Source organism: Variovorax paradoxus (assembly GCF_022009635.1).
Taxonomy (GTDB): Bacteria; Pseudomonadota; Gammaproteobacteria; order Burkholderiales; family Burkholderiaceae_C; genus Variovorax.
In genome coordinates this window covers 1,528,302-1,539,886 of the sequence record NZ_CP091716.1, presented here as the reverse complement: position 1 = coordinate 1,539,886, position 11,585 = coordinate 1,528,302, and the positions used below count along the sequence as shown (strand labels likewise).

Below are 11,585 nucleotides of genomic sequence, written 5' to 3'. Positions count from 1 at the left end.
TCCGTTACCGCAGCTTCAGCGTCGAAAGGCCCACGAGGCACAGCAGCATCGTGATGATCCAGAAGCGCACCACGACCTGCGTCTCGCGCCAGCCGCTCTTCTCGAAGTGATGGTGCAGCGGCGCCATCTTCAGCACGCGACGGCCTTCGCCGTAGCGCTTCTTGGTGTACTTGAAGTACATCACCTGGGCCATCACCGAGATCGCCTCGACCACGAAGATGCCGCCCATGATGAAGAACACGATTTCCTGGCGCACGATGACCGCGATGGTGCCCAGCGCGCCGCCCAGCGCCAGCGCGCCCACGTCGCCCATGAAGACCTGCGCCGGATGCGTGTTGAACCACAGGAACGCGAGCCCCGCGCCCGCCATGGCGGAGCAGAACACCAGCAGTTCGCCGGAGCCCGGGATGTTGGGGAACAGCAGGTACTTGGAATACACCGCGCTACCCGTGACGTAGGCGAACACGCCCAGCGCCGAGCCCACCATCACCACCGGCATGATGGCCAGGCCGTCCAGGCCGTCGGTCAGGTTCACCGCGTTGCTCGCGCCCACGATCACCAGGTAGGTGAGAACCACGAAGCCGATGCCGCCGAGCGGGTAGCTCACTTCCTTGAAGAAAGGCACCAGCAGGTTGATCTTGGGCGGGAAGCTCAGGTCGAAGCCCGACTGCACCCATGCGAAGAACAGCTGCAGCACGCGCCAGTTGGAGCTTTCCGAAATGCTGAACAGCAGGTAGAAACCGGCGAGCAGGCCGACCACCGACTGCCAGAAGTACTTCTCGCGCGAGCGCATGCCTTCCGGGTCCTTGCGCACCACCTTGCGCCAGTCGTCGACCCAGCCGATGGCGCCGAAGCCCATCGTGACCCACAGCACGATCCACACGAAGCGGTTCGACACGTCGAACCACAGCAGCGTGGACAGCGCGATGGAGAACAGCACGAGCACACCGCCCATGGTCGGCGTGCCGCTCTTGGTCAGATGCGTTTCCATGCCGTAGCCGCGGATCGGCTGGCCGATCTTGAGCGCGGCCAGGCGGCGGATGACGTAGGGGCCCGCGACAAGACCGACCACCAGCGCGGTCAGCGCGGCCATCAGCGCGCGGAAAGTGAGGTATTGAAAAACGCGCAGGAACCCGAATTCGGGCGAGAGCGTCTGCAGCCATTGGGCCAGGGTCATCAGCATGTGGTGTCGCGCGGCTCATGCGTCATGACCGGCCTCCTTTTGTTGTTGTGGTCGTGCCTGGGCCGCGATGGCCTGCACCATGCGTTCCATCTTCATGGAGCGCGATCCCTTGACGAGCACGCTGCCGACATGCGGCAGGCGCGCGAGCACGGCGGCGCCGAGCGCGTCGAACTCATTGAAATGACGACCGTCCGCATCGCCCCGGAACGCGGCGACGGTGTGGGCCGTCGCGTTGCCGAAGGTGTAGACGGCCTCGATGCCGCGCTGGCGAGCCCAGTCGCCGACTTCGGCGTGGAACTCGGGCGAGCGTTCGCCCACCTCGCCCATGTCGCCCAGCACCAGCAAGCGCGGGCCCGGCAGGGCGGCGAGCACGTCGATGGCGGCGATCACGGAATCGGGGTTGGCGTTGTAGCTGTCGTCGACCAGCGTGACGGCGCGGCCGTCGGCCAGCACGATCTCGCTGGCGCGCGAACGGCCCTTGACCGGCTCGAAGGCGCTCAGGCCCGCGGCGATGATGTCGGTCGACACGCCGGCCGCGAGCGCGCAGGCCGTGGCCGCGAGCGCGTTGACGACGTTGTGGCGGCCCGCGATGTGCAGGCGCGCGTCGAAGCTGCCGATGGGCGTGCGGATGCGCACGGCCCAGGCGCCCTGCTTCCATTCGGCGCCGTCCAGCGAGATGTCGGCGTCCTGGTGCTCGCCGAAGGTCATGCAGCGGCGCGAGCCACCGGCGTGAGCCATGTCGGTCCACAGCGAGGTGAAGGCATCGCCGTAGGGGAACACGGCCGTGCCGTCGTCGGGCAGCACCGCGAACACGGCGGCGTTCTCGACGGCCACCGCCTCGACGGTGGCCATGAACTCCTGGTGCTCGCGCTGGGCGTTGTTGACCAGCGCGATGGTCGGGCGCGACATGGCGGCCAGCCGCGCGATCTCGCCCGGATGGTTCATGCCCAGTTCGAGCACGGCGCGCTGGTGCTGCGCGCGCAGGCGCAGCAGCGTGAGCGGCACGCCGATCTCGTTGTTGAAGTTGCCGGCCGTGGCCAGGGCGCTTTCGCCGCGGTCGGCGCGCGCGGCGAACAGCACCGCCGCGATCATCTGCGTGACCGTGGTCTTGCCGTTGCTGCCGGTGACGGCAATCAATGGCAGCGTGAACTGCGCGCGCCAGCCGGCGCCGAGCGCACCCAGCGCCAGAAGCGAATCGGGCACCTCCAGGCCGGCCAGGCCGGCGGCTTCGAGGCCGTGGTGTGCGATGGCGGCCACTGCGCCCTGCTTCTTCGCCTCGGCGAGGAATTCGTTGGCGTCGAAGCGCTCGCCCTTGAGCGCGACGAACAGGTCGCCGGCAGCGAGCGTGCGCGTGTCGGTGTGCACGCGGGCGATGACGGTCGAGGCGTCACCCACCAGGCGCGAACCGGGAATCCATTGCTGCGCCTGTGCCAGCGTGATGCCGAGCGGCGTGCTGTCGGTCATGCGCCACCTCGCTTTGCCAGCGCCTGCAGCGCATGGGTCTTGTCGGAGAACTCGATGCGCTGGCCGGCGATTTCCTGCCAGGCCTCGTGGCCCTTGCCGGCGATGAGCACCACGTCCTGCGGGGCTGCCTGCGCGATGGCGTCGGCGATGGCGAGGGCGCGGTCAGGCTGCACCTGTGCGACTTCAGGGCGCGAGAAGCCGAGCAGCACCTGGCTGATGATGGCGTCGGGCTTTTCGCTGCGCGGGTTGTCGCTGGTGACGATCACGCGGTCGGCCTGGCGCTCCGCCACCGCGGCCATCATCGGGCGCTTGATGGGGTCGCGGTCGCCGCCGCAGCCGAACAGGCACCAGAGCGCGCCGCCGCGCTGCTGGGCGAGCGGACGCAGGCCGATCAGGGCCTTGTCGAGGGCGTCGGGCGTGTGGGCGTAGTCGACCACGGCCAGCGGCGCACCGTCGCCGGTGCCGGCGCGGTCCATGCGGCCCGGCACGCTGGTGAGATTGGCGCAGGCGGCCGCGGCCTGGGCCAGCGTGAGGCCCAGCGCGCGCAGGGTGCCGAGCACGCCCAGCAGGTTGGCCACGTTGTACTGGCCGATCAGGCCGGTCGACAGGCGCTCCACGGCCGCGGTGCCGTGTTCGGCCACCGAGAACTGCAGGCCCTGCGCGTCGTAGCCGATGTCGCGTGCCACGAGGCGTGCCGGCTTGCCGCCGGCCGAGACGGTCCAGACGTCGAGCGCGCCGATGCCGGCGTCGATCAGGTTCGCGCACAGGCTGGCGCCGTGCGTGTCGTCGATGTTGATCACCGCCGCGCGCAGGCCGGGCCAGCGGAACAGCTCGGCCTTGGCCTGCCAGTAGGCGTCCATGCTGCCGTGGTAGTCGAGGTGGTCCTGCGTGAAGTTGGTGAACACGGCCACCGCGATCTGCGCGCCGTCGAGCCGGCGCTCGGCGATGCCGATGGACGAAGCCTCGATGGCGCAGGCACCGAAGCCGCGCTCGACCAGCGAGCGCAGCTCGCGCTGCATCATCACGGGGTCGGGCGTGGTCAGGCCGGTGTAGGTCAGCTCGGGCGGCACGCCGACGCCGAGCGTGCCCATCACTGCGCAGGGCGACGGCGCGTCGCGCTGCATGGTGCCGTCGGGCTTCATCACGCGCACGCCGCCAGCCGCGCGCAGCGTGGAGAGCGATTCGGCCAGCCACCAGGCGGTGGAGGTCTTGCCGTTGGTGCCGGTCACGGCCAGCACGTCGAGCAGCGCCGAGGGGTTGTCGTAGAAGGCCGAGGCGATCGGCCCGGTGGCGGCCTTGAGGCCGGGGTAGCTCACGATGCGCTCGTCACCGTCGAAGCCGAAGGGCTCGACGCCTTCGTGCTCGACCAGGCAGACCGCGGCGCCCTGCGCCAGCGCGGACGCCACATGCTTGCGGCCGTCGGTGGCCGCGCCCGGCCAGGCGACGAAGATGTCGCCCGCGCCCACGGCACGGCTGTCGGCATGCATGGCGGCCTGCGGCGCGCGCTCCTTGAGCCAGGCGGCCACCAGTTGGGGGGAAGTGAAGGTCAGCATGTTCAGAAGCTCTCGTCGACGCCTTGCGTCATCACAAGCGGTTTGACCGCCAGATCGGGCGGTACGTTCATCATGCGCAGGGTCTGCTGCACGACTTCGCTGAACACGGGAGCCGCTGCCAGGCCGCCGAAGTACTGGCCGTCGGTGGGCTCGTCGATCATCACGGCGACGATGATGCGCGGCTTCTCGATCGGCGCCATGCCGGTGAACCACGCACGATATTTGTTACTCGCGTAACCCTTGCCAACCTGCTTGTGGGCCGTGCCCGACTTGCCGCCGACCGAGTAGCCCACGGTCTGAGCGCGCGTGCCGGTGCCGCCGGGGCCGGCGGCCATCTGCAGCATCTTGCGAACAGCCAGCGCGTTCGACGGCGAGAACACCCGCACGCCGGTCGGCGGCTCGGAGTTCTTGAGAATGGTGACCGGGATGAGCGAGCCGTCGTGCGCGAACGAGGTGTACGAATGCGCCATTTGGAACAGCGATGCCGACAGGCCGTAGCCGTAGGCCATGGTGGCCTGTTCGACCGGCTTCCAGGTCTTCCACGGACGCAGCCGGCCGGTCACGGCGCCGGGGAACTGGATCTGCGGCTTCTGACCGTAGCCGAGCGCGGTGTAGGTGTCCCACATCTCGTGCGGGGTCATCTTCTGGGCGATCTTGAGCGCGCCCACGTTGCTCGACTTCTGGATCACGCCCTCGACCGTCAGCGAACCGTAGTTGTGGGTGTCGCTGATGGTGAAGCCGCCGATCTGGTAGCGGCCGGGCGCGGTGTCGATCACCGTCGACGGCTTCACGCGGCCGGCTTCCAGCGCCATGCCGACCGTGATGGGCTTCATGGTCGAGCCGGGCTCGAAGGTGTCGGTGAGCGCGCGGTTGCGCAGTTGCTCGCCGGTGAGGTTCTGGCGCTTGTCGGGCACGTAGCTCGGGTAGTTGGCCAGCGCCAGCACTTCGCCGGTGGTGGAGTCGAGGACCACCACGCTGCCGGCCTTGGCCTTGCGGGCGATCACCGCGTCGCGCAGCTTCTGGTAGGCGAAGAACTGCACCTTGCTGTCGACGCTGAGCTGGATGTCCTGGCCGTCCAGCGGCGGCACCAGTTCGCCCACGCCCTCGACCACGCGGCCCAGCCGGTCCTTGATGACGCGGCGCGAGCCGGTCTTGCCCGCCAGTTCCTTGTTGAACGCGAGCTCGATGCCTTCCTGGCCGCTGTCTTCCACGTTGGTGAAGCCCACCACGTGCGCGGCGGCCTCGCCCTCGGGGTACTGGCGCTTGTATTCCTTGCGCTGGTAGATGCCTTTGAGGTTCATGGCCGCGATCTGCTTGGCGATGGGCTCGTCGACCTGGCGCTTGATCCAGACGAAGGTCTTGTCCTCGTCTTCCAGCTTCTTGTCGAAGTCCTTCTGCGGCATCTCGAGCAGCTTGGCCACCTGCTTGAGCTTGGCGCGCACCTCGGGGTCGTCGCGCTCGATGTCCTCGGGAATGGCCCAGATGCTGGGCGCCACCACGCTGGAGGCGAGGATGAGTCCGTTGCGGTCGAGGATGCGGCCGCGGTTGGCCGGCATTTCGAGCGTGCGCGCGAAGCGCACTTCGCCCTGCCGCTGGAAGAAGCTGTTGTTGAGCACCTGCACGTACGCAGCCCGGCCCGCCAGCATGACGAAGCCGAGCGCGATGCCGGCGACGATGAACTTGCTGCGCCACACCGGCGTCTTGCTCGCGAGCAAGGGGCTGGTGGTGTAGCGCACGCTGCGGTTGCCGCGGGTCATCGTGCGGACCTCGCTGCGGTGGCGGGTTTGGCCGCGGGCTTCGCGGCCGGCTTGGCGCCCGCGGGCGTGGCCGGCGGCAGCGGCGCCACGGCCGGAATCACCGAACCGTCGGGCCGCACGTACTGCGTGATGGCCGGCGAGGTGGTGCGCATTTGCAGCTGCTCCTTGGCGAGCTTCTCGACGCGCAGCGGCGTGGCCTGGGCGCGCTTCTCGACCTGCAGGCGGTCGCGGTCCAGTTCCAGGCGGCGGGCTTCCTGCTGCACGCGGTCGAGCTCGGTGTAGAGCTGACGCGATTGGTACTGCGTATGAACGAGGTACAGCGCCGTGGCAATCACAGCCAGCAGCAGCAACAGGTTAAGCCGGGCCATGGTCAGTTGGCCTCGGTGCGTTCGGCGACGCGCAAGATGGCGCTGCGCGAGCGCGGGTTGCCGCTCACCTCGGCCTGGGATGGCTTGATGCGCTCAAGCGCGTTCAGCTTCATCACCTTGGGGGCGGCAAAGGGCGCGCGGCGGTCGTAGACCTCCTTCGAGTGCTTGGCGATGAACTGCTTGACGATGCGGTCTTCCAGCGAGTGGAAGCTGATCACCGCAAGACGTCCGCCGGGCTTCAGCACGGAAAGGCTCGCTTCTAGCGCCTGTTGCAGCTCTTCAAGCTCGGCGTTGATGAAAATCCGAAAAGCCTGAAATGTGCGCGTTGCAGGGTTCTGGCCCTGCTCGCGGGTTTTGACCGTGCCAGCCACGAGCTCGGCCAGTTCGGTGGTGGTTGAAATTGGGCCCCGTTCTTGTCGGCGAGCAACAATCGCCTTTGCAATCTGAACAGCAAACCGTTCTTCGCCATAGTCACGGATCACCTCTGCAATCTGCTGGAGTTCGGCCGTTGCCAGCCACTCGGCCACGCTCTCGCCGCGCGTGGTGTCCATGCGCATGTCGAGCGGGCCGTCGAAACGAAAACTGAAACCGCGCACCGGGTTGTCGATCTGGGGCGAGCTCACGCCCAGATCCATCAGCAAGCCGTCGATGCTCGCGTCGGGCAGTTCGCCCAGCGAGCGGAATCCCTGGTGGCGGATAGAAAAACGCGCATCGGAGATGCGCGCTGCTTCGGCCACTGCTTCCGCATCCTTGTCGAATGCGATCAGCCTGCCTTCCGGCGCCAGCCTGGAGAGGATGGCACGCGCATGCCCTCCCCGCCCGAAGGTGGCGTCCACGTAGGTGCCGGTTGCCGCCGTGCTGCCGGAAAGAAGGGCTTCCACCGCTTCGTTCAGCAAGACGGTCGTATGAGTCCATGGGGTAGTCACGTGAATCCTCAGAACGCGAAGTCCTGAAACACATCCGGCATCTCGCCCTGGGCGGCCTCGGCCTCCTTGGCCTCGTAAGTGGCCTTGTCCCAGAGTTCGAAGTGGTTGCCCATGCCCAGCAGCAGCGTCTCGCGCGTGATGCCGGTGGCCGCGCGCAGTTCGGGCGACACCAGGATGCGGCCGGTGCCGTCCATCTCGACGTCCATGGCGTTGCCCAGGAAGATGCGCTTCCACCACTGCGCCGACATCGGCAGCTCGGCGATGCGATCGCGGAATTTTTCCCATTCGGGACGGGGGAACACCATCAGGCATCCGTGCGGATGCTTGGTGATCGTGAGCTGGCCGCCTGCCGTGGCGCTCAGGACGTCGCGATGCCGGGTCGGCACGGAGAGCCGCCCCTTGGCATCCAGACTGAGCGATGAAGCGCCTTGAAACACGACCACGAAACCCCTGTGTTGGGAGGTGCTGCGGCACCCGAAGGGGGCACTACCCGCACTTTTTCCCACTTAACTGCACTTTTTTGCACTGTAGCAGGAAACACTTGGGGCGCAACTGGCCGTTCGGGGTATTTTTTGTAATGGAATCAACGACTTAGCGCCGATTCCAAATCCGTGGAATCGGCGAATTTCGTTGAGAATGAAGTACTTAGCTCACGCAGTGAAAGTGATGCGTGAAGGATTCCCCCGTTACAGGGGGAACCAAAGGGCAGCTTCAGAGGATGAAGCGCGAAAGATCTTCGTCGTGACTTAGTGCCGCGAGGCGCTGGTCGACGTAGGCGGCATCGATGCGGATCGATTGGCCTTCAAGGCGGGTCGCGTCGAAGCTTACCTCATCCAGCAGACGCTCCATCACGGTCGACAGGCGGCGCGCGCCGATGTTCTCGGTGCGCTCGTTCACCTCGAAGGCAATGGTCGCCAGCCGGTTCACGCCTTCGGGCGTGAAGTCGAGCGTCACGCCCTCGGTGGCCAGCAGCGCCTGGTACTGCTTCACGAGCGACGCGCGGGTCTGCGTGAGGATGCTCTCGAAGTCCGACACCGACAGCGACTGCAGCTCGACGCGAATCGGAAAGCGCCCCTGCAGCTCGGGAATCAGGTCGCTCGGCTTGCTCAGGTGGAACGCGCCGCTCGCGATGAAAAGCATGTGGTCGGTGCGCACCACGCCGTACTTGGTGGTGACGGCCGTGCCTTCCACCAGCGGCAGCAGGTCGCGCTGAACGCCCTGGCGCGACACGTCGGAGCCCTGCGCTTCGCTGCGCGTGGCGACCTTGTCGATCTCGTCGATGAAGACGATGCCGTTCTGCTCGGCGTTGGTGATGGCCTGGGCGCGGATCTCGTCCTCGTTGACCAGCTTGGCGGCCTCTTCGTCGACCAGCAGGCGCATGGCCTCGCCGATCTTGAGCTTGCGGGTCTTGCGCTTGCCCTGCCCCATCTGGCCGAACATGCCGCGCAGCTGCTCGGTCATTTCCTCCATGCCGGCCGGGCCCATGATTTCCAGCGGCGTGCGCGTCTCGGCGAGGTCGAGCTCGATTTCCTTGTCGTCGAGCTGATGCTCGCGCAGCTTCTTGCGGAAGGCCTGGCGCGTGGGATTGGGCGCGTCGAGCGCCGGAGGTGCGCCGTCGGCACCGCGCGCCGGGGGCAGCAGCACGTCGAGGATTCGCTCTTCGGCGGCATCCTCGGCACGCGCGCGCACCTTGGCGCTTTCGGATTCGCGCGTCTGCTTGACGGCGATCTCGGCGAGGTCGCGAATGATCGAATCGACGTCCTTGCCCACGTAGCCCACCTCAGTGAACTTGGTGGCCTCGACCTTGATGAAGGGCGCGTCGGCCAGCCGCGCGAGGCGGCGCGCGATCTCGGTCTTGCCCACGCCCGTGGGGCCGATCATGAGGATGTTCTTGGGCGTGATCTCGTGGCGCAGCTTGTCGTCGACCTGCTGGCGGCGCCAGCGGTTGCGCAGGGCAATGGCCACGGCGCGCTTGGCGGCGGGCTGGCCGACGATGTGGTTGTCCAGCTCGGAGACGATTTCCTGGGGGGTCATGGACATGGTCAGAGCGCTTCCACGGTGTGGTTCATGTTCGTGTAAATGCAGATTTCTCCGGCGATCGACAGCGATTTGCGCACGATCTGCTCGGCCGAAAGCTCGGTGTTCTCGATCAGCGCCTTGGCGGCCGACTGGGCATAGGCGCCGCCGGAACCGATGGCGATCACGCCGTCCTCGGGCTCCAGCACGTCACCGTTGCCGGTGATGATGAGCGAGGTGGTGGCGTCGGCCACGGCCAGCATGGCCTCGAGCTTGCGCAGCACGCGGTCGGTGCGCCAGTCCTTGGTGAGCTCGACGGCCGCGCGGGTCAGGTGCCCCTGGTGCTTTTCGAGCTTGGCCTCGAAGCGCTCGAAGAGCGTGAAGGCGTCGGCGGTGGCGCCGGCAAAACCTGCCAGCACCTTGCCGTGATAGAGCCGGCGCACTTTGCGCGCCGTGCCCTTGATGACGATATTGCCGAGAGTGACCTGCCCGTCCCCGCCGATGGCGACCTGATCGCCTTGGGGGGTCTTGCGGCGCACGCTCACGATGGTGGTGCCGTGAAACTGTTCCATCGAAGCCATCTGGGGATGGCCCGGGGCAATGCAACCCGCGGCAAGGCCGCCCGGCGCCTTAGTTTTTCCTAAGCGCGACCGTGGCGTGATCGGTAATACCTACCAGCGTGAACAGCGCGCCGATCAGCCGGTGCGCATCGACGAACTGCACCCGCTCGCCGTTGGCGTCCCGCGTGCGCACCCAGCTCAGCAGCGTGCCGGCGGCGGCCAGGTCCATGCGCAGCAGCGCGGCGCACGAAATGACCGGCGCCGTGGTGTGGCGCAGGTCGTTGTCCAGCCGCTGCCAGCTCGACAGGGATTCGCCCCGCAGGTCGCCCGCCAGCGCGGCAAAACCGCTGTCGGTGGACGGAAAGCTCTCGGAATCGCCGCCGACCGACAGCAGCGACCACACCGAGCTGGGACGGCTCGCCGGCGGCGCGGCCAGCGAGGTGCACTCCCCGCGCGGGTCTTGCCACGAGGGCGGCGACACCTCGTAGGTGATGCAGTAGTTGAGCGCCACCAGCTCGAAGTCGTCGGGCAGGTGCATCATGCGCAGCGCCGCCAGGTGCAGCTGCCACCAGACGTCTTCGGTGCTGCGGTCGTTGTTGGGCGCGGCCTCGGACAGCACGGCCAGCAACTGGGCCGAACCCATGAAGCGCAGCTGCACCGGCGAATCGGACCAGTGGGTGAACAGCACCCGCAGCGGGGCGGCCGCGTCGGCACCGATGGCTGCCAGGGCACGCCAGTCGAGCGTCCAGACCGAGCCGGCCTTCGACAGCGCACGCGTGAGTTCCACCAGGCCTTCGCGCGCCAGGTGCGCGGGCGAGACCCAATCGGCCTGAGACGGGCCTTCGGAGGCCGCGCCGGCCTCCTCGCTGGCGGTTACGGCCTTGACGCTGCGGGCCAGCTCTTCGAGCGAGACCCAGTCGGGCCCCATGCGCCGCATGCGCTGCGCATAGCGCATGCGCGCGGCCGCGAACTTGGCGGCATCGCCGGTCGCGCGATACAGGTCGAACAGGGCACGCCAGCGGCTGTCGTCGCGCTCGGCGGCGGGGCTGCCTTCGGCTTCGGTCGCGGCGGCGCTCTCGGAGGCCAGGGCCTGCAGCAGGATGGCTTCGGCGCCGGTGTCGTCGCCATGCGCGAAACGGATGACGGCTTCTTCGAGCGCGCCGTCGTGCGCCAGTCGCGACACGGGCATCGGAGTCGCGCCAGCGGCCATCGGTGCTTCCCCGGCCGCGGCAGCCGCGGCGGCGGGCGGGCTCACGCTGTGAGGCCGGTCGGTCTGCGTATCGGGCGCGTCGGAACCGACGGGCGGCAGGGTCTCGGCGCCGGCGTCGGGCGGCGGATTGACCAGCGCTTCGCCGTTCGGGCCGCGCCCCTTCCACCACTGCTGCGACATCTGCTGCTCGATCTCGTCGATCTTCTTGAGCGTGAGCGCGCGGCCTTCGAGCTTTTCCGAAGAGCTGTTGAGGTTGAACGACGAGGGCGTGACGGTCGGGTCGAAGGCGTGGGCGGCGGCCTCGCGCTGGCGCAGCTTGCGAAGCATGTCGAACTCGCGGCGGCGCACGAAGTCGTTGCGCTGGCGCCGCTCGATCATCTCCTTGAGCATTTCCCGGTTGTAGGCCTGCTCGGGCAGCGAGGAGTCCGACGGGGCGGGCTCATCCAGCTCCGACCAATCCTTCAGCGGATTGCGGACAAACTTGGCCACCTTGGAAAAAAGGCGGCCCGACTCTTCCTTTGCCATTCGACGAAAGCTTGCAGACGGGG

At 67.6% G+C, this 11,585-nt stretch carries 10 protein-coding genes; all 10 read right to left on the bottom strand.

Features of this window, described 5'->3' with window-relative positions; all coding sequences use genetic code 11:
- Nucleotides 1–4: 4 nt before the first annotated feature.
- A complete protein-coding gene (mraY, locus tag L3V85_RS07290) occupies nucleotides 5–1,183 on the bottom strand; it encodes a phospho-N-acetylmuramoyl-pentapeptide-transferase (RefSeq protein ID WP_237678705.1) in 1,179 nt (392 codons plus the stop codon).
- 15 nt (nucleotides 1,184–1,198) lie between these two features.
- Nucleotides 1,199–2,647, bottom strand: coding sequence for a UDP-N-acetylmuramoyl-tripeptide--D-alanyl-D-alanine ligase (locus tag L3V85_RS07285; RefSeq protein ID WP_237678704.1), 1,449 nt, complete (start codon nucleotides 2,645–2,647; stop codon nucleotides 1,199–1,201).
- The gene (locus tag L3V85_RS07280) at nucleotides 2,644–4,200 is read right to left on the bottom strand and encodes a UDP-N-acetylmuramoyl-L-alanyl-D-glutamate--2,6-diaminopimelate ligase (RefSeq protein WP_237678703.1); all 1,557 of its coding nucleotides are present in this window, start codon (nucleotides 4,198–4,200) and stop codon (nucleotides 2,644–2,646) included. Before L3V85_RS07280 ends, L3V85_RS07285 begins: the two co-directional genes overlap by 4 nt.
- A 2-nt stretch (nucleotides 4,201–4,202) precedes the next feature.
- Complete coding sequence (locus L3V85_RS07275; protein ID WP_237678702.1) at nucleotides 4,203–5,957, bottom strand: peptidoglycan D,D-transpeptidase FtsI family protein; 1,755 nt, start codon at nucleotides 5,955–5,957, stop codon at nucleotides 4,203–4,205.
- The gene (ftsL, locus tag L3V85_RS07270; RefSeq protein ID WP_237678701.1) at nucleotides 5,954–6,325 is read right to left on the bottom strand and encodes a cell division protein FtsL; all 372 of its coding nucleotides are present in this window, start codon (nucleotides 6,323–6,325) and stop codon (nucleotides 5,954–5,956) included. Before ftsL ends, L3V85_RS07275 begins: the two co-directional genes overlap by 4 nt.
- A gap of 2 nt (nucleotides 6,326–6,327) precedes the next feature.
- Nucleotides 6,328–7,251 (bottom strand): 16S rRNA (cytosine(1402)-N(4))-methyltransferase RsmH, encoded by a 924-nt coding sequence (gene rsmH / locus L3V85_RS07265; protein WP_237678700.1) that lies wholly within the window; start codon nucleotides 7,249–7,251, stop codon nucleotides 6,328–6,330.
- A gap of 8 nt (nucleotides 7,252–7,259) precedes the next feature.
- Nucleotides 7,260–7,688 carry a division/cell wall cluster transcriptional repressor MraZ gene (gene mraZ, locus L3V85_RS07260; protein WP_237680518.1) on the bottom strand — a complete coding sequence of 143 codons (429 nt, stop codon included), beginning with the start codon at nucleotides 7,686–7,688 and terminating at the stop codon, nucleotides 7,260–7,262.
- Nucleotides 7,689–7,962: 274 nt separating this feature from the next.
- On the bottom strand, nucleotides 7,963–9,291 hold the full coding sequence (gene hslU / locus L3V85_RS07255) for an ATP-dependent protease ATPase subunit HslU (protein WP_237678699.1): 1,329 nt from the start codon (nucleotides 9,289–9,291) through the stop codon (nucleotides 7,963–7,965).
- Between the two features lie 2 nt (nucleotides 9,292–9,293).
- Complete coding sequence (gene hslV, locus L3V85_RS07250) at nucleotides 9,294–9,839, bottom strand: ATP-dependent protease subunit HslV (RefSeq protein ID WP_237678698.1); 546 nt, start codon at nucleotides 9,837–9,839, stop codon at nucleotides 9,294–9,296.
- Between the two features lie 58 nt (nucleotides 9,840–9,897).
- Complete coding sequence (locus tag L3V85_RS07245) at nucleotides 9,898–11,562, bottom strand: STAS domain-containing protein (protein WP_237678697.1); 1,665 nt, start codon at nucleotides 11,560–11,562, stop codon at nucleotides 9,898–9,900.
- Nucleotides 11,563–11,585: the final 23 nt, after the last annotated feature.

Coding starts and splice junctions, on each gene's coding strand:
- L3V85_RS07245 (WP_237678697.1), bottom strand. CDS start 11,562: ATGGCAAAGGAAGAGTCGGGCCGCCTTTTTTCCAAGGTGGCCAAGTTT.
- L3V85_RS07285 (WP_237678704.1), bottom strand. CDS start 2,647: ATGACCGACAGCACGCCGCTCGGCATCACGCTGGCACAGGCGCAGCAA.
- L3V85_RS07280 (WP_237678703.1), bottom strand. CDS start 4,200: ATGCTGACCTTCACTTCCCCCCAACTGGTGGCCGCCTGGCTCAAGGAG.
- hslU (WP_237678699.1), bottom strand. CDS start 9,291: ATGTCCATGACCCCCCAGGAAATCGTCTCCGAGCTGGACAACCACATC.
- ftsL (WP_237678701.1), bottom strand. CDS start 6,325: ATGGCCCGGCTTAACCTGTTGCTGCTGCTGGCTGTGATTGCCACGGCG.
- hslV (WP_237678698.1), bottom strand. CDS start 9,839: ATGGAACAGTTTCACGGCACCACCATCGTGAGCGTGCGCCGCAAGACC.
- L3V85_RS07275 (WP_237678702.1), bottom strand. CDS start 5,957: ATGACCCGCGGCAACCGCAGCGTGCGCTACACCACCAGCCCCTTGCTC.
- mraY (WP_237678705.1), bottom strand. CDS start 1,183: ATGCTGATGACCCTGGCCCAATGGCTGCAGACGCTCTCGCCCGAATTC.